Here is a 17,182-nt window from a genome sequence, read left to right on the forward strand (position 1 = left end):
AAATCGCCCGCCCGAGGCGGTGGGAGGAGATCCTTATGCTCGCGTTAAGGGAGCGCTGAGGCTGCGCTCAGACGGGGAGCGTGCGCGGCATGTCGAACGAGGTGGTCCGGGCGGCCCGTGCCGCCGACGTCCCGGCCGTCGGGTCCGTGACCGAGGAGGCGTACCGCCCCTACGTCGCGCGCATCGGAGTGCGGCCGGTGCCCATGGACGCGGACCACGCGGCGGACGTGGCCGCGGGCAAGGTGTTCGTCGCCGAGGAGCCCGGGACGGGCCGGGTGATCGGCCTCGTGGTGGTCGAGGCGCGCACCGACCACCTGTTCCTCGACAGCGTCGCCGTCCGTCCCGACGCCCACGGTACGGGCGTCGGCCGGCGGCTGCTGGAGTTCGTGGACGCGCACGCGCGTGCGCTGGGGCTGCCCGAGGTCAGGCTCTACACGAACGCGATGATGTGGGAGAACCGGAGGATCTACCCGAAGTTCGGCTACGAGGCCGTCGAGCGCCGTGTGGACGGGCCCTACGACCGGATCCACTACCGCAAGCGGCTGGTCTGAGACGTCTCATGCCCGGGCCCTCGGACCGTCATCCGTCCGGCCACCAGGTGCGCGCGATGTCCCTGCGCACTTCCGGGCGCGCGGCGGGACGCTCCTCGGCCTCCTCGCGGACCCGGCGGGTGTCCGTCTTCCTCAGGGGCTTCTGCACTGTCGTACGGCGCATCGCTGCCTCCTTCGACGCCTACCGGATCCGTGCTGCCACGGTGGTAGACCTTGCGGGCGAGAGTTCCTCATCGGTGCGGGTCTGTCTGTGGCCGCTGTCACATTCGACTGTCAGTGGCGGGTGTCACCCTGGAGCGCATGACGACACGGATCACGGACGACGGTGACGGGCCGGCCCCGGCTCGGGTGGACTGGGACGCGCAGGCCGCCGTCTTCGACGACGAGCCGGATCACGGGCTGCGCGACCCGGACGTGCGCGCGGCCTGGGCCGAGCGGCTGCGCGGCTGGCTGCCGGCACACCCGTGCGACGTCCTCGACCTCGGCTGCGGCACCGGCAGCATGTCGCTCCTCGCCGCCGAGCAGGGACACCGGGTCACCGGGATCGACCTGTCCCCGGCCATGGTGGAGCGGGCCCGCGCCAAACTGGCAGACCGGGACGCGGCGTTCCTCGTCGGCGACGCGGCACAACCACCGGTGGGCGAGCGCCGCTTCGACGTGGTCCTGGTGCGCCACGTGCTGTGGGCGCTGCCCGAGCCGGACCGGGTGCTGCGCCACTGGCGGGCGCTGCTGCGCCCGGCCGGGCGGCTGGTCCTGATCGAGGGCCGGTGGGGTTCCGTCACGCCGGTCGGCATACCCGCGCACCGGCTGACCATGCTTGTACGCCCGCTCGCCGAGGAGATCCGCAGCGAACCGCTCTCGGCCGACGCGCGGCTGTGGGGCCGGGAGGTGGACGACGAGCGGTACGCGGTGGTGGCGGAGGCCGGGGCCGCGTAGCGGCACGTCGAAGGCGCCGCCGCTCCACGGCCTCAGGCCAGCAGTGCCTCGAAGACGTCCCCTCGGGCCAGGGCCTCCAGGGTGTCGAGGGCCGCGACGGCGGCCGCCGCGGCCTCGGGGTCCGTCCGCGCCAGGCCGCTGTCCGCGAACTCGTCCTCGTCCAGGCGGCGCACGTCCGTGCCGTCGGCGGAGCGCCACAGGTCCAGGTCCAGGTCCTCGACCACCAGTTCCGTGCCGGAACGGGAGGCCGGGCGGGTGACGTCGCAGTACCAGCCCTTCACCGTGCCCCGGGCGTCCCGGACCTCCTTCACCGCGTACCAGCGGTCCCGCCAGTAGTACTCGGTGAAGACGTCGCCCGGTTCGAAGCGTACGAAGCCGAAGTCGCGCACCCCGTCGCCCGCCCACGGGGCGCGGACGACGATCCGGGTGCCGTCGTCGGCGAGCAGTTCCGCCGGATAAGCGATCTTCGTGACCCCCGCCTTGACGAGCACGACCTCCACGAGCCCGCCCGGCTCAGCCGAGTTCGCGGACATGACGCACCTCCGTCCCGCAGATCTCGTACCCGAACCACTTGTTGATCGCGATCATCGGCCTGTTGCCGGCGTCGTTGCCCGTGAACGCCTCCGTGCATCCGGCGGCGCGGGCCCGGTGCAGCGAGTCGTTCTTGGCGAGCTTGGCCAGGCCCCGGCCGCGGAACGCGCGGGCGGTGCCGGTCATGACGGTGCCGTACCGCCGCCCGCCGTCCGTGCGGGCGGCGCTGAACGCGACGGGACGCCCGTCGACCACCGCCACCGAGGTCAGCTCGGCGCTGAACAGCGGGTGCCGCCAGGTCTCCTCCAGCCAGGCCTCGTAGTCGGTGAACTCCGTGTCCACGTCGCTCGGTTCGTCCGCCGCGGTCTCCGCGTCCAGGGCGAACAGGGGCCGCGGGTCGTCGGCGAAGTCCGAACCCCGGCGCACCTCGACGCCCGGCGGCGGGTCCTGCAGGGGCGGGAGCGCGCCGCCGGCCAGGTCCAGCCGGAGGAAGTGCGCGGAACGGCTCGCGCGGTAGCCGTGCCGCTCGGCGAAGGCGCGGCTGCCCGGCTCGTCCAGCACCCAGGAGAACAGCTTCCTCGCCCCGTGGGCGGCCAGGTGCTCCTCGGCGGCGCGGAGGAGGAGGCGGCCGGCGCCCCGGCGGGTGTGCCCGGGGTCGACGTACACGTTGATGTTGCCCTGGCCGGGCTCGGGGCTCTCGTGGACCATGTGCACCTGCGCCGTGCCGATCACCTCGCCGTCCACCACGGCGACGAGCGGGCGGTAGTGGGCGTCGGGGTGCATGTGGACGAGGTCGTGGGCGAGGGACTCGGGGGTGAACAGGATGAACGGGAGCGCGAGGTGCCGCACGCGGGCGAAGCCCTCGAGGTCGGCCCGCGCGTCCGGCCTGAGGTCGCGGATGGTCACGGTCATGAGGGCGCACGCTACGGGGGAGAACGGGCGGGGTGCCTCTCATTTTCCGCCGGGTACGGGACAATCGGCGGGTGACGTTGAAGATCCACATCGAGGACGGTGCGCCGCCGTACGAGCAGGTGCGGACGCAGATCTCCGAGCAGGCGCGTTCGGGGACGCTGCCGGTCGGGTACCGGCTGCCGACGGTGCGCGGGCTGGCCGAGTCGCTCGGGCTCGCCGCGAACACGGTCGCCAAGGCGTACCGGGCGCTGGAGGCGGACGGGGTGATCGAGACGCGGGGGCGCAACGGCACGTTCGTCGCGGCCGCCGGCTCGGCCGCGGAGCGCGAGGCCGCGGTGGCCGCGCAGGGCTACGCGGAGCGGGTACGGCGGCTGGGCCTGGACGAGAACGCCGCGCTCGCGGCAGTCCGTGACGCCCTGCGCGCGGCCTACGGGGAGTAGGAGCCCTGCGGGCGGCGCACGGGCACGGATGCCGGCGGGGCGGGCGCGAAGCCCGGCGGGTGACCTGCGGGCCCGGGCCCCCGGGGGTGGGGCGCGGGCCCGGAGCCACGCGGGTGGCTTGCGGGCCCGGAAGCGGGCGGCCGCCGCACGGGCCCCGGGCCCCTGGGGTGGCGCGCGGGCCCGGAAGCCCGCAGGCGGCGTACTGGCCCGGAGCCCGGCGGGTGGCGCGCGGGTGTGGAAGCCGGTTGGTTGCCCGGCGGGCGGGAACACTGCGGGTGGCTTGCGGGCGCGGAGCCCGGCGGGTGGTCTGCGGGGCCCGGAAGCGGACGGCCGCCGCACGGGCCCCGGACCCCGCGGGTGGCGCGCGGCCCCGGAGCCCGGCGGGTGGTCTGCGGGCCCGGAAGCGGGCGGCTGTCGCACGGGCCCCGGGCCCCGGGGGTGGTGCGCGGACCCAGATCCCCGCGGGTGGCGCGCGGGTGGGGAAGCCGGTTGGTTGCCCTGCGGGCCGGGGACCCCGCGGGTGGCGCACGGCGGCGGAGCCCCGCGCTGCGGGACCGGGACGCGCGGGTGGCTCCTCGCGGGGCCTCGCTGGGCCGTGCCGGGTGGTCGGCCTGTGCCGGTGCGGGAGTGCCGGGGACGGCTACCGGGCTGCTGCCACGAGCCGTCGCGGGGTTCTGGTGACCTCCAGGCCCGCGATCGCGGCCACCCGCGCGAACACCATCGCGTCCCGGACCGCCGCGCCCCCCGGGTCGTTGTTGAAGTAGGCGTACACGTCCTGGTCGTCGGGCCAGGCGGTCGCTATCCGGTCGACCCAGGTCTCCAGGGACCGGCGGCCGTAGTGCGGCCAGGCCCGGGCGCGCCCCACGTGGAAGCGGACGTAGCCCCAGTCGGTGGTCCGCCACAGCGGCGTGACCGGACGGGCGTAGGCGTCGGCCCAGCACAGCGCGGCCCCCCGCTCCTTCAGCACCGCCCGCACCTCGTGCGTCCACCACGACATGTGGCGCGGCTCGACCGCGACCCGGGTGCCCGCCGGGAAGCACGCCAGGCAGGCGTCGAGCAGCCGCGCGTCGGCGAGCAGCGTCGGCGGCAGCTGCAGCAGCACAGGTCCGAGCCGGTCGCCGAGTCCCTCGGCGTGGCTCATCAGCCGGTGCACCGGCTCCGCGGGCTCCTTCAGCCGCTTGACGTGGGTCAGATAGCGGCTCGCCTTCACCGCGGCCACGAAGTCCGGCGGCACCCGCTCCCGCCAGGCCGCGAAGTTCTCCCGGGAGGGCAGCCGGTAGAAGGCGTTGTTGATCTCCACCGTGGCGAAGTGCCGGGCGTACTCCTCCAGCCACAGCCGCACGGGACACCCCTGCGGGTAGAACACGCCCCGCCAGTCCTTGTACTGCCAGCCCGACGTCCCGACGAACAGGGTCATACCACCATCAAAGCACCGGCCGCCGCACCCGGTCCTCCCGCGGTCGCCGGCGCACTACGCGTCACAGGTACAGCCCCGCCTCCACCCCGCCCCGGGGCTCCGGCAGGGCCGTCGGGGAGGTGCCCCGGCGCAGGGCGTACAGCTCCGCCAGGGTCGCGCCGTCGCGGCCCACGCCCTGGTCGGTGCCCAGCCAGCTCACCGACTCCGCGCGGGTCAGCGGTCCCACCTCGATCCGGGCCAGACAGCGGCCCGGCCGGACGACGGCCGGGTGCAGGCGCTCCAGGTCCTCGTTGGTCGTGACCCCGACCAGCACGTTGCGGCCCTGGCCGAGCAGGCCGTCGGTGAGGTTGAGCAGCCGGGACAGCGCCTGTCCCGCGGTGTGCTTGGCCTCGCCGCGGATCAGCTCGTCGCAGTCCTCCAGCAGGAGCAGCCGCCAGCGGCCCTTGCCCGCCGCGTCCTCCTCGCCGATCGCGATGTCCATCAGGTAGCCGACATCGGAGAAGAGCCGCTCGGGGTCGAGGACGCAGTCCACCTGGCACCAGTCCCGCCATGATCGGGCCAGCGTCCGCAGCGCCGACGTCTTGCCCGTGCCCGGCGGGCCGTGCAGCAGGAGCAGCCGGCCGGCGATGTCCTCCGGGGTCGTCTTCATCAGGCGGTCCATCGCGTCCGCCACCGGGGCCGTGTAGTTCGCCCGCACCTCGTCCCAGGTGCCCGCGGAGATCTGGCGGGTGGTGCGGTGCGGGCCGCGGCGCGGGGACACGTACCAGAAGCCCATCGTCACGTTCTCCGGCTGCGGTTCCGGCTCGTCCGCCGCACCGTCCGTCGCCTCGCCGAGCACCTTCTCGGCCAGGTCGGCGGTGGTCGCGGTGACGGTGACGTCGGCGCCCCGGTTCCAGCGGGAGACCAGCAGCGTCCAGCCGTCGCCCTCCGCGAGGGTCGCGCTGCGGTCGTCGTCGCGGGCCGTGCGCAGCACCCGGGCGCCCGCGGGCAGCAGCGTGGCGCCGGAGCGGACGCGGTCGATGTTCACCGCGTGCGAGTACGGCTGCTCGCCCTTCGCGAAGCGGCCGAGGAACAGCGCGTCGACGACGTCGGACGGCGAGTCGGAGTCGTCGACGTTGAGCCGGATCGGCAGAGCGTCGTGTGGGTTCGCAGACATGTCGCCATGATCCGTCACGGGGCCGCCGCACGCACCCGCTTTCCGACGTGCGCGTGAAGTGTCGCGGATCTCTCCGCTGCGTCCCTGCTCGTACGGAGTCGTCCGCTCCGGTGCGGCCTCGCCCGTCCTGTGGCGAAGTCGTACCCCGGCGACACCTGTCCGGCGGGCGATTTCCGCCGTTACTGTTGCCTTTGATGGGACGTCATGGGTGGACCTCGGGGGAGCGGCGGTGGCGGCTCACCGCACTGCTGGGCGTCGGCGCGGCCGTTCTCGCCCTGGTCGTGACGCTGATCGGCACCCTGCCCGGGAGCGGCGACACGGCCGGCACCTCGCGCGACGGCGACAAGGTGCACGGCACGCCCGCCACGCCGCCGCACCGGGCGGATCCGTCCGTCGGCTGGGGCTTCACGCACACGCAGTTCAGCGCCGACGAGGGCAGCGGCGCCGCCACCGACCGGGTGGCGGGGCTGCTCGCCGACACGGCGGGCCTGCCGCAGAACCAGCACATCATGGGCTGGGGCGCGGACAACCCGGAGCCGGTCCGGGGACGTTACGACTTCGCCGCGCTGGACCGGCGCATCGACTTCGTCCGCAGGTCGGGGGGCACCCCGGTGCTCACCCTGTGCTGCGCGCCGGACTGGATGAAGGGCGGCAGAGCCGGCGTCGGCGGCACCGACTGGAGCCGGTCCGCCCTGGAGACCGCACCGACGCCCGACCACTACGACGACTTCGCCGCGCTCGCCGCGACGGTGGCCAAGCGCTATCCGGACGTACGGCACTTCATCGTCTGGAACGAGTTCAAGGGCTTCTGGAACGACCGCGCGGGCCGCTGGGACTACGAGGGGTACACCAAGCTGTACAACCTGGTGTACGCGGCGCTGAAGAAGATCGGCAAGGACATCATGGTCGGCGGGCCCTACCTCGTCATGGACAGCGTCGGCCCGCGGCAGAAGGAGAACGCCTCGACGGCGCTCCGGGGCCCCTGGGGCGCCATGGACCAGCGGGTCCTGGACGCCTTCGGTTACTGGAACGCCCACAAGAAGGGCGCCGACTTCGTGGTCGTCGACGGCTCCACCTACACCCGGGACGACGACCTGCTGCCCGACGAGTTCGCGGCCACCGACAAGCTCACGGCCGTCGGCCGGTGGGTGCGGCAGCGGACCGGCGGCCTGCCGCTGTGGTGGGCGGAGTACTACGTCGAGCCCGCCGACGGCGACGACGACCGCACGGGCTGGAGCGAGCCGCACCGTGTCGCAGTCCAGGCGGCCGGCCTGATCGCCATGGTCCGTGGCGGCGCCTCCTCCGGCTTCTACTGGAACCCGCAGAAGGAGAAGGGCGGCGGCTGCGCAGGCTGTCTGTGGACCACCACCGACACCCCCGGCGGCGGACGGGCGCTGCCCATGTACGGCCTCGTCTCCCGCTTCGGCCGGGCGTTCCCGCCGGGCACCCGCTACGAGACCGTGTCCGTCGCCCGGGACGACGTGCCCAACGTGCGGGTGCTGGCCAGTGCGAGGACCGTCCTGGTGGTGAACACCCTGGACCGGACCGTCAGCGCGCTGGTCGACGGCAGGCGGTTCGACATGGGGGCGTACGAGGTGAAGTGGCTGGCGCGCTGAGCCGCCTCACCCCGCCCCCCGCCCCCCGAGCTCCCTACCCCGCACTCCGTTCCCCCGTGCCCCCTGCCCCCTGCCCCGTGCCCTTCGCCTCTCAGCCCTTGCCCATGGTCAGGAACCGCTGCGCCAGCGAGGCGCACAGCACCGCCAGCAGCGGCAGCGAGAACCAGAAACTGCTCTGCAGCCAGCGCAGTTGCCGCACGCCCGGCCGCATCGCGACCCGCACGACCTCCCGGGCCGTGAGCATCAGGACCAGGGCCAGGGCCGCGAGCCCGCCGACCACCGACCACGGTGTCCACGTCACCTTCGGCCCGATCGACCCCGGCCGCGGCTCGGGCACCGGGCCCGCGGGCTGCTCGCGCAGCGCGTACAGCGTCACGTCGTCATTGGCGAGGACCTTCCTCAGCTCCGGCCGGCCGTCGAGGTTGCGCACCAGCCGGGACTCCCAGCCGGCCGAGTAGCCCACGTCCATCCGCAGATACGTCACCTGACTCCGGTTGACCATCAGATACGAGTTCGGGCCCGCGTCCTCGAGCGCCTTGACCAGCCCCGACACCAGCACCGGGTCGGTCGGCGCGAGCGTCGGCACGTAGTTCACGCGCTCCATGTCCCGCGCCCCCCACGGCATCGCGGGCGTCACGTTGTCGACGGTGTCGTTGCTCAGCCACAGCAGCCGTACCGTCGGCCCGTCGTGGGCGTACACGTACTCCATGGCCGCGACCTCGCCGGTGTGGATCCGCTCGAAGGGCTCGTTGCCCCACCGGGCGACCAGGAAGCCGCCCAGGAGCAGCAGGCCCGCCAGGAACGCGGCGACCGGGGCCAGGCTGACCCGGTCCTTCGCGCGTTCCCCGGCGGTGGCGCCGGTGCGCGGGAAGAAGGCGTACGCGGCGAGCAGCGCCGCGCCGGGCAGGGCGAACAGGAAGACGCGCAGGGCCATCTCACCGCCGTAGGACTGCATGCCGAAGCCCAGGAACGGCACGAAGGCGAGGACCGGCAGCGCCCGCTCGCGGTACCGGTTCTCGCGCCGCCGCCACCAGCCCCAGCAGGCGAGGGCGAGCACGCCGCCGGCCAGCAGCACCCGCGCGTACAGGACGAGCCGGTGCGTGGGGTCGCCGCCCTTGATCCGGCCGGAGACGGACGTCGACACATTGCCGCCGACCCCGCCGACCCCGCCGAACAGCTCGTCGAAGTGCCCGGACCAGTACGGCTCGGCCATGAAACCGAGCCAGAAGGCCACCAGCACCGCGCACAGGACGGGCAGGCCGCGCAGTTCGGACCGTCCGGCGAGGACCAGCGCGGCCAGCACGCCCAGCATCACGAACGGCGTGAGCTGGTGCGCCGGGACACTCGCCGCGAACAGCCCGATCACGACCGTCAGCAGCACGGCCCGCTGCCGTCGGCCGGCCGGCTCCACCTCGACCTCGCCGGGCCGCGCCCGGGTCCAGATGACGTGCGGCGCCCGGAACCAGACCAGCAGGATCGCCACGAAGGCCAGGTACAGCAGATAGGTGAAGCCCTGCGGGGAGAAGTAGTCCTGGCCCACCCAGCCGCCGAGCACGAAGATCCACACGCCGGTCCACTTGGCCCGCCAGCCCGCCCTCAGCGCGCGGGTCAGCAGGAACATGGGGGGCAGGTACAGCAGTTGCATGGTGAGCGGCCACCAGCGGACGACCTCGGTGAGGTCGCCCATCCCGCACGCCCGGGCGGCGAACGCGGCCACCGCGAAGAACCCGGGCCAGCTCCAGCGCGCGTCCAGGTCCGGCACGGCCGTCCCGGTGCGGTCGATGTAGTCGAGGAACCCCAGGTGCTGCCAGGCCGTGGCGAACCGCGGCTCGGTCTCGATCACCGCGGGCAGCGCGTGCAGGGAGACGACGGTCGCGAGCAGGGTGACCAGCAGCAGGGTCCGGTGCTCGCGGCGCAGCCACAGCAGCGCGGCGAACACCGCGACCAGCAGCGCCGCGCCCGCCAGTGTCGCCGGCGGCAGCACCGAGACGAGCCCGAGCCCGCCCATCCGGTCCAGGTCCGGCTCGCCGAGCCGCAGCGCTGGTACCCAGTACAGCAGGAGTGCCGCCGCCAGCAGACCGCCGAGGAACACTCCGGGCCGGGTGGGCGCGAGAGGTGCCCGCGGGGACTGCGGGGTCGGAGGCGAGGTGCCGTACCGCCGTGCCTCCGCCGCCTCCCGCGCGGCGCGCGCGACCACGTCTCCCTCCTCGGACTCCCGGGAATCCTCGAACTCCCGGGATTCCTCGGAGACGGTCCCGGCGTCCGGGACGACCGCCCGCTCCTCCGTCCCGAACGGCGCGTCCACCTCCCGTTCGGCCGGTCCCACCGATGCCTCCGCGCCGGGCTCGCGCCCCTCCACGGGCAGCCCCACGACCTCCGGCGGACGCGGGGTCAGCGCCCAGGTCGGCCGGTGGTCCGGCGGTACCGGCGTGCCCGCGGGCGGGGTGCCGGGGCCGGGGCGCACATCGGGCCGGCGTTCCTGGTGGTCGAAGTCGACATGGATGCCCAGGGCCACGGTGTCGGGGTCCGGCGCCCACGCCGGACCCCGCCGGTGCGGCGCGACGGCCCCGGCGGGGACCTCGCGCGCCCCCAGGTCGGCGAGGTCCCCGTCCGGAGCCGCGTCCTCGGGGACGCCGGCGGCCTGGCCGGCCCGGACGGTCCGGTACAGCTTCGGCGCGGCGATCGCGACGATCACGGCGAGGCTGGAGATCTCGGCGACGCCCGCTCCGGTCAGCCCCATGCGGGGGAGCAGCAGCAGCGTCAGCCCCAGCACCAGGGCGCACAACAGGCCCTGCAGCCAGGCGAGTCCGGCGGTGCGGCTCTGCGCCCGCAGCACCGCGAAGTACGTCTCCATCACGACCCGCAGCAGCGCGCCGACCGCGAACCAGCGCAGCAGCCCGGTCGCCGCGTGCGCGTAGCCGTCCCCGAAGACGCGCAGGATGTACGGCGCGCCCAGGAACAGCACCCCGGCCACCGGCAGCATGATCCGTGCCATGCGCCGCAGCGCGGCCCGGGTGTTGGCGGCCAGACGCGCCGGGTCGTGCGAGCCCTCGACGGTGAGGGAGGCGCCCATGTTGATGGCGAGCAGGTTGACCGTGCCGCCGATCGTGGTGGTGATGTAGAAGTACGCGTTGTCCGCCGAGCCGACCTGCGAGGCGACGATCACGGGAACCAGGTAGACCACGGCGAGCGAGAACAGCGAGCCGGTGTAGTCGCCGGCGAGGAACCGGCCGAGCTCCCGCAGCGCCGGGGGTTTCGCGTGCGACTCGGTCGCCCTGACGTGCCGGGGCACCAGGCGCCGGAACACCAGCCAGCCCAGCGGCACCACGGAGGTGGCGATCGCCAGGCCCCAGGAGGCGAAGACCCCGGTCGTCGGGAGCGTGGCGGCGAGACCGACCAGCAGCGCCAGCTTCACCGCCGAGAACACGGTGTTGCCGACCGGCACCCAGGGCGCGCTGCGCAGCCCGGTCAGCACCCCGTCCTGCAGGGTGAGCAGGTTCCAGGCCATGACGACCGCGATGAACCCCAGGCCGTGGCCGAGTCCGTGGAGGAAGCGGTACGACGGCCCCCACAGGTCGAGTGTGACCAGGAAGACGCCCGCCGCGCCCGCCACGACCAGCGAACTGCCCGCGTAGGTGCGGGCGACGAGCCGGCCGGTGGTGCGGCCCGCGACCGGGATGAAGCGGGCCAGGGCCCCGGTCAGGGTCACCGCGGTCAGCCCGGCGAGCAGCTTCATGGCGGCGATCGCGGCGGAGCCCTGGCCCACCGCGGAGGCGGAATAGTAGCGGGCGGCGACCAGCCAGTAGCCCAGGCCCAGCACCGCGGAGATGCCGGTGTTGAGCATCAGGGCGTAGGCGTTGCGGAACAGTTGGTCACCGCCGGGGGGCCGGCCCTGTCCGGGCAGGCGCAGACGGCGTCCCGGCCGCTCGGGCGCCCCGGTCGCGGAGGAGGCCGATGCCTCGGTGGTGGTCGTCGCGTCAGACACGGGTCGGGATGGCCTTCCGGCAGACCTGGCGTGCTCTTCGGACCACGGCGTACCCCTTGGTCAGGGCGCGGTCCCTGGCGAAGTTCCGGGTGATCGCGCGGCCGCGCACCAGCCGCTCGAACTCGTCGAGGCTCGTGCTGCGGCGCACGGTGAGCCGGCGCAGGGCGTACGGGCCCTGACCGCGGCGGGCCAGGGCGTTGCCGACGGCGAGCGCCTGTGTGAAGCCCGCCTCCCGGACCCGCTCGCGCACCCGGCGGCTGGAGTAGCCGTACGGGTAGGCGAAGGAGACCGGTACGGTGCCCAGTTCGCCGGCGACGATTTCCTTGCAGCGGATCAGCTCCGACCACAGCGTGCCGTCGTCGAGCTGGTCGAGCTGCGGATGGGTGTGGCTGTGCCCGCCGATCTCGACCCCGCCGGCCGCCAGTTCGCGCACCTGGTCCCAGTCGAGCATGGTGTCCAGGCCGCCGCCGGTGTCGTGGGCGCCGCGGATCCAGCCGGTGGAGACGAACAGCGTGGCCGGGAAGCCGTAGCGGGCGAGCACGGGCAGCGCGTGCCGGTGCACGCCCTCGTAGCCGTCGTCGAAGGTGACCAGGACGGAGTTCGCGGGCGGCGGCGGGCCGGACGTGGCGCGCCACCGCTCGGCCAGCTCGGCCGTGGTGACCGGCCGGAAGCCCATCTCGTGCAGCACCGCCATCTGCTCGGCGAACGCCTCCGGATCGACCGAGAGGCCGCGCGTGGCCGCGTTGGGCTCGCGCGCGACCGCGTGGTACATCAGCACCGGTACCGGTGTGCTCATACGGCTCCTTCCCCCCTGCCGTCCGCGAGGTCCACGATCCGGAAGGCCGTGTCCGCCCGGCGCGCGCGGACGCTCCCGGCGACGTATCCGCCCGTGGCCGTGAGCACGCCGGCGACGATCGCCCCGGCGCGGCCCGCGCCGCCCGGCCGGGCCAGCAGCGCGTCCCGCAGCCCGCGGGCCACCCCGGCGGGCAGGACACGGGTGGTGTAGCGGCGCTCGGACGCAAGGCCCCGGTCCGCGCCCACGCTCCGCGCCACCAGCGCCTTGGACAGGCCCTCGGCCCAGGCGCGGGCGCGGAAGTAACGGAAGCGCTCACGTGCTTCGGGCACCCGGTGGTGGATCACCGCGCGGTCGTCGATCAGCAGGACCGCGTCGGGCCGTGCGCGGGTGAGGCGGATGCACAGTTCCGTCTCCTCGCAGCCCAGCGGGCGCCGGTCGCCGTCGCGTCCGATGCCGGTGGCGAAGCCGCCCGCGGCGTCGAACGCCGTCCGCCGGAAGGAGGCGTTCCCGCCGAGGACGTTGCGGACCCGGACCCGGCCCGGCGGCAGGCCCCGGTAGGTGCAGCCCACCACCCAGTCGAACTCCTCCGGGAACCAGGCCGGCCGGCGGCCCGACGCCCAGACCGGCACCGTGCGGCCACCGACGGCCATCACCCGCGGGTCCGCGTACCCCTCCGCGAAGTGCCGCAGCCAGTCCCGCTCGGCCACCGCGTCGTCGTCGAGGAAGGCGACGACGTCGCCGTGCGAGGCGGCGATTCCGGTGTTGCGGCCGGCGGACAGGCCGCGGGGGCCCGCGTTCGCGAGCACCCGCACCTCGCCGGCCTCCGAGTACTCCCCGCTCAGCCGGTCCAGGAGCGCCCGGTTGTGGTCGACGACCAGCAGCGTCTCCAGCGCGGGCCGGGACTGCGCCCGCACCGAGGAGACCGCCGCGAGGATGTCCTCCCAGCGGTCCTCGGTGTAGACGCAGATCACGACGGAGATGCCGGGACCGGTCAAGACACCTCTCCCCGGCCGGTGCCCGGCAGCGGCGGGCGGAGCGCACGGCGGCGCAGCGCACGTCGGTTGGAGCGCTCCTGGAGGATCACCCTGAGCACGCGGAGCCCGTCGCGCACGGCGCGCAGATTGCTGGTGCCGTGGATGCGCAGGTACTCGTGGCTGGGTATCTCCTGCACCTTCAGTCCGGCCTTGACCACTCTGATGTTCATCAGCGTCTCGACCTCGAAGCCGGTGCAGTCGAGGTCGATCTTGTCGAGGCAGTGCCGCCAGAACGCGTTGTATCCGTAGCAGAGATCGGTGTAGCGGGCGCCGAACTTGCGGTTGACGACGGCGCACAGGATCCGGTTGCCCAGCTTGCGGACGAAGGTCATGTCGTCGGTGCCGCCGCCGTTGGCGAAACGGGACCCCTTGGCGAAGTCCGCGCCCGAGACCAGCGCGGAGACGTACGACACGATCTCGTTGCCGTCGGCCGAGCCGTCGGCGTCGACCATCACGACGATGTCGCCGGAGCAGGCCTCGAAGCCGGTGATGAGGGCGTCGCCCTTGCCCCGGCCGCGCTGCCCGACGACCTTGACGCCGGGCCACAGACCGCGCGCCACCTCGACGGTGCCGTCGGTGGAATTGCCGTCCACAAGAACCACTTCGTGTATCCAGGCCGGAAGTGTCTTGAAGACGTAGGGGAGATTCTCCGCCTCGTTCATGGCGGGGATCACCACACTCACCGGCGGTGTTATCGCGAGGTGAGAAGAGATCGGCCGGTATTGGGCGGCCATGGACGGATCTTGGCCCGATGCGGGCGGACGCAGAACCGAGCTCATGAGTTGTGTCCCTCTCGTCCGGCGGGCCGCCCGCCCCTGGGCGGCCCGGCTGTGTGTCCGGTTCGAAAGGGGGGTTCTCACGCGGAACGCGCGGAACGGATCTCCGCGCACGCCAGGTGAGCTGGCAAAGCTGGCCGGCCGGTCGAAAAATGGCAGCCGGTCGCGCGGCACGGCCCGGTCACCTGTGCGGTAACCGAGCACGGCACCCCCCCTACCGCGCCCCGCGCCGGAACGCCGCGGTCCCTGAGCCCTCCCCTTGAGCCGCGTAATGACGGACCGGTGCGGGTGAGATGTACGACGGTATTGACGATTGAACCTGTATGGCAAGACCTGGAAGGAGGTCTCACGTTTTTGTTGGTTTGGCCGTTACGCAGATTTGGTCCTGCATGACTCATTGATTCGAACGGATTTTTCCCATCCGTTTGAGAATTCTGTCCGCCGGCTCGAACAGCTCCGGCCGGGACAGCACCATGTTGCGCAGCGCCCGGACCGGGGCGCGGCGCGCCCGGTGCCCGACCGCTACCGGATGACGTCGTGTCACCCACCCTTCGGACACCAGGAGTTCCCGTGTCTTCAGGGAGTCCTTGTACGCCTTCTGGCCCCGGCCGAGATCGAGATGGGCGATGCCGTCGGCGGCGGCCGCCTCGGCCATGCGCAGGTGCAGGACGAGCCCGGGGGAGTACTTGGCGTACGCCGGGTCGTACGCCGGGAACCAGCACGCCAGCACCCGCTCGGTGCGCAGTCCGAAGTGGGCGGCGACCGGCCTGCCGTCGGCGTACAGCACCGAGAGGATCCCCGCGAAGGGGTCCGAACGGGTGTGGAAGAGCCGGGTGGCCAGCCGGTTGATCCACTCGTGGGCGAAGCGGTCGCTGCGCCCGGTGCGGCGGTACTGCGCGGACTTCCAGGCCATCAGCGTGCGCAGCGCGGCCGGGTCGCGCTCGTCGTGGACGTAGGTCACCGGGCCCGCGTCCCGGCCGAGTCTGCGCTCCTTGGCGAGCGTGGTTCGGGTGAACTTCGGCGACCGGGCGCGCAGCTCGCGCAGATAGGTGTCGTAGCCCTGGTCGACGTCCACGACCGGGGAGGGGAAGGTGCCGGAGGCGCCGGCCTCGAACGGCTCCTGGCCCGCCACCAGGTGGTCGAACTCCCAGACGGCGAGTCCGCAGGCCCGCAGCAGGTCCCGGGGGTCCCAGGTGAAGCCGGGCCGGTGCACCAGGCCCTGGCAGTCCGACACCCCGATGCCGACCGCGCGGCCGACCCCGGCGGCGGATCTCTGGAACGGGAAGAACGCGGCAGGCTCGCCGCCCTCGCGCACCACCGCGATCCGCACCCCGCGTCTGCACCGGCCCACCGCGAGCGCGAACTCCGGGGACAGGAAGGGGTTCGCCAGCCCCTCGGAGCCGTGCAGATGGGCCTTGGACTGCATCGCCGTCCAGGCCGCCCGGTCGGCGGCGCTCAGCTCGCCGGGGCGGTACACGCTGATGTCCACGTCACAAGCCCTGTCTTCTCGCCGTGCGGCCGCGCGACCGCCGCACCGTGACCAGCAGGAGAACGAGGGAGCTGAGGACGGCCACCGCGACGACCCCGCCGCGCACGGACCAGCGGTGCACGGCCAGCATGCCCTGGGCGACCAGCATGTCGAGGACGACCGCGCCCGCCACCGAGGCGAGCACGCGGCCGAAAGGATCCAGCCCGCGCAGAGCGGCCGCGACGGCGGCGGCCGGCGCCGCCAGGAGGAAGAACAGCGTGAGGGGGCCGCGCAGCACGGACGGCGAGTCGGTGAGCGCCAGCAGCGCGCCCACCCCGGCGACCGCGGTCGCGGCGCCCGCGAGCAGCGGCGTCAGGTTCCTCCCCGGCCCCGGCCGCGCCCGTGGTGCGCCGTCCGTTGAAGCTGTCTTGATACGTATGGTCTGCATTGGCGACTTTGCCCCCCGAAGCGCCGGATGCCGGGCTTCAATGTCGCGCAGCCCCGTGGCGGCCGTCAAGACGCCGAAGCCGTCGGCGGAGCTTCGCGCCCGGCTTTAAACATGCGTTCGGGGTGACCACGTGCCCTTTTCCAGGCCGTCTCCGTTCGGGTGATTTGCCTGAGTGAGCGTCAGGGACGGCTTGTTGACGCCTCCATGAATTCTGTTGAGCGGCGAAAAAGTTTTGGCATGGACACTTCCAGTCAACACGCGTAGCTGCTACCACGGTTGTGGCAGAGATCCTGCTAAAGGGAGGTTCCATGAGACGTTCCCGATTTACCGCATACGTCAGTTCCCTCCTCCTGGCCGCCGGTATCGCTCTCACGGGGGCCGCGTCGGCGCAGGCATCCGAACTGGCCGCCGGCGGCTACGTGGCCCTCGGCGACTCCTACTCCTCTGGGGTCGGAGCCGGCAGCTACATCAGCTCCAGCGGCAGCTGCGACCGCAGCACCAAGGCGTACCCCTATCTCTGGAACGCGGCTCACGCGCCGTCGTCGTTCGACTTCACCGCCTGCTCGGGCGCCACCACGGACGACGTCCTGGCCAACCAGCTCGGCCCGCTCAGCTCCTCCACCGCCCTGGTCTCCCTCACCATCGGCGGCAACGACGCGGGATTCGCCGACGTCATGACGACCTGTGTGACGTCGTCCGACAGCACCTGCATCTCCCGTATCAACACCGCCATGGCCTACGTCGACACGACGCTGCCCGGCAAGCTCGACAACGTCTACTCGACGATCCGCTCCAAGGCCCCGTCCGCCCGGGTGGTCGTCCTCGGTTACCCCCGCTTCTACAAGCTCGGCACCTACTGCGTCGGCCTGTCCGAGACCAAGCGCTCCGCCATCAACGACGCGGCCGACCACCTCGACGCCGCCATCGCCAAGGTCGTCGCGAACCACGGCTTCGTCTTCGGCGACGTCCGCACGACCTTCACCGGCCACGAGATCTGCTCCGGCAGCTCCTGGCTGCACAGCGTCAACTGGCTCAACATCGGCGAGTCGTACCACCCCACCGCGGCCGGCCAGTCCGGCGGCTACCTGCCGGTGCTCACCAACGCGGCCTGACCCG

16 protein-coding genes are annotated in these 17,182 nt (G+C 73.2%); 5 read left to right on the forward strand and 11 right to left on the reverse strand.

What is annotated here, in order from left to right:
* The first annotated feature begins 89 nt into the window (after nt 1–89).
* Complete coding sequence (locus ACF1A5_RS16455; protein WP_392193539.1) at nt 90–551, forward strand: GNAT family N-acetyltransferase; 462 nt, start codon at nt 90–92, stop codon at nt 549–551.
* A 28-nt stretch (nt 552–579) separates the two neighbouring features.
* Here ACF1A5_RS16455 and ACF1A5_RS16460 read toward each other — a convergent pair whose 3' ends face one another.
* Nucleotides 580–714, reverse strand: coding sequence for a hypothetical protein (locus ACF1A5_RS16460; protein WP_392193540.1), 135 nt, complete (start codon nt 712–714; stop codon nt 580–582).
* A 137-nt stretch (nt 715–851) separates the two neighbouring features.
* On the opposite strand from ACF1A5_RS16460, the gene ACF1A5_RS16465 reads away from it, so the two are divergent.
* The gene (locus ACF1A5_RS16465) at nt 852–1,487 is read left to right on the forward strand and encodes a class I SAM-dependent methyltransferase (RefSeq protein WP_392193541.1); all 636 of its coding nucleotides are present in this window, start codon (nt 852–854) and stop codon (nt 1,485–1,487) included.
* Between the two features lie 32 nt (nt 1,488–1,519).
* On the opposite strand, the gene ACF1A5_RS16470 is transcribed toward ACF1A5_RS16465, so the two are convergent.
* Together ACF1A5_RS16470 and ACF1A5_RS16475 are read right to left on the reverse strand one after the other, a co-directional pair.
* Complete coding sequence (locus ACF1A5_RS16470) at nt 1,520–2,020, reverse strand: DUF402 domain-containing protein (protein ID WP_392193542.1); 501 nt, start codon at nt 2,018–2,020, stop codon at nt 1,520–1,522.
* On the reverse strand, nt 2,001–2,930 hold the full coding sequence (locus ACF1A5_RS16475; RefSeq protein ID WP_392193543.1) for a GNAT family N-acetyltransferase: 930 nt from the start codon (nt 2,928–2,930) through the stop codon (nt 2,001–2,003). Before ACF1A5_RS16475 ends, ACF1A5_RS16470 begins: the two co-directional genes overlap by 20 nt.
* Nucleotides 2,931–3,001: 71 nt before the next feature.
* Between ACF1A5_RS16475 and ACF1A5_RS16480 the strand changes: the two genes are divergently transcribed.
* On the forward strand, nt 3,002–3,370 hold the full coding sequence (locus ACF1A5_RS16480; RefSeq protein ID WP_392193544.1) for a GntR family transcriptional regulator: 369 nt from the start codon (nt 3,002–3,004) through the stop codon (nt 3,368–3,370).
* 640 nt (nt 3,371–4,010) lie between these two features.
* Here ACF1A5_RS16480 and ACF1A5_RS16485 read toward each other — a convergent pair.
* Both ACF1A5_RS16485 and ACF1A5_RS16490 read right to left on the reverse strand, forming a co-directional pair.
* On the reverse strand, nt 4,011–4,787 hold the full coding sequence (locus ACF1A5_RS16485; protein ID WP_392193545.1) for a DUF72 domain-containing protein: 777 nt from the start codon (nt 4,785–4,787) through the stop codon (nt 4,011–4,013).
* A gap of 61 nt (nt 4,788–4,848) precedes the next feature.
* Nucleotides 4,849–5,943, reverse strand: a complete 1,095-nt coding sequence (locus ACF1A5_RS16490) for a DUF5925 domain-containing protein (RefSeq protein ID WP_392193546.1) — start codon at nt 5,941–5,943, stop codon at nt 4,849–4,851.
* Between the two features lie 194 nt (nt 5,944–6,137).
* Here ACF1A5_RS16490 and ACF1A5_RS16495 point away from each other — a divergent pair, with 194 nt between their 5' ends.
* Nucleotides 6,138–7,559: a xylan 1,4-beta-xylosidase gene (locus ACF1A5_RS16495; protein ID WP_392193547.1), complete on the forward strand. Its 1,422-nt coding sequence runs from the start codon at nt 6,138–6,140 to the stop codon at nt 7,557–7,559.
* A 91-nt stretch (nt 7,560–7,650) separates the two neighbouring features.
* Here ACF1A5_RS16495 and ACF1A5_RS16500 read toward each other — a convergent pair whose 3' ends face one another.
* The 6 genes from ACF1A5_RS16500 to ACF1A5_RS16525 form a co-directional block, all read right to left on the reverse strand.
* Nucleotides 7,651–11,544, reverse strand: a complete 3,894-nt coding sequence (locus ACF1A5_RS16500) for a lipopolysaccharide biosynthesis protein (protein WP_392193548.1) — start codon at nt 11,542–11,544, stop codon at nt 7,651–7,653.
* Nucleotides 11,537–12,340 carry a polysaccharide deacetylase family protein gene (locus ACF1A5_RS16505; RefSeq protein ID WP_392193549.1) on the reverse strand — a complete coding sequence of 268 codons (804 nt, stop codon included), beginning with the start codon at nt 12,338–12,340 and terminating at the stop codon, nt 11,537–11,539. The genes ACF1A5_RS16500 and ACF1A5_RS16505 overlap by 8 nt, the downstream gene beginning before the upstream one ends.
* Nucleotides 12,337–13,335: a glycosyltransferase gene (locus tag ACF1A5_RS16510; RefSeq protein ID WP_392193550.1), complete on the reverse strand. Its 999-nt coding sequence runs from the start codon at nt 13,333–13,335 to the stop codon at nt 12,337–12,339. Before ACF1A5_RS16510 ends, ACF1A5_RS16505 begins: the two co-directional genes overlap by 4 nt.
* Nucleotides 13,332–14,153, reverse strand: a complete 822-nt coding sequence (locus tag ACF1A5_RS16515; protein WP_392193551.1) for a glycosyltransferase family 2 protein — start codon at nt 14,151–14,153, stop codon at nt 13,332–13,334. Before ACF1A5_RS16515 ends, ACF1A5_RS16510 begins: the two co-directional genes overlap by 4 nt.
* A 391-nt stretch (nt 14,154–14,544) precedes the next feature.
* Nucleotides 14,545–15,639, reverse strand: a complete 1,095-nt coding sequence (locus ACF1A5_RS16520; protein ID WP_392193552.1) for a GNAT family N-acetyltransferase — start codon at nt 15,637–15,639, stop codon at nt 14,545–14,547.
* Between the two features lies 1 nt (nt 15,640).
* Entirely contained in the window at nt 15,641–16,066 is a 426-nt protein-coding gene (locus ACF1A5_RS16525) for a hypothetical protein (protein WP_392193553.1), read from the reverse strand.
* Between the two features lie 308 nt (nt 16,067–16,374).
* On the opposite strand from ACF1A5_RS16525, the gene ACF1A5_RS16530 reads away from it, so the two are divergent.
* Nucleotides 16,375–17,178: an SGNH/GDSL hydrolase family protein gene (locus ACF1A5_RS16530; protein WP_392193554.1), complete on the forward strand. Its 804-nt coding sequence runs from the start codon at nt 16,375–16,377 to the stop codon at nt 17,176–17,178.
* The last annotated feature ends 4 nt before the right edge of the window (nt 17,179–17,182 follow it).

Source organism: Streptomyces sp. NPDC014864 (assembly GCF_043081525.1).
GTDB lineage: Bacteria > Actinomycetota > Actinomycetes > Streptomycetales > Streptomycetaceae > Streptomyces.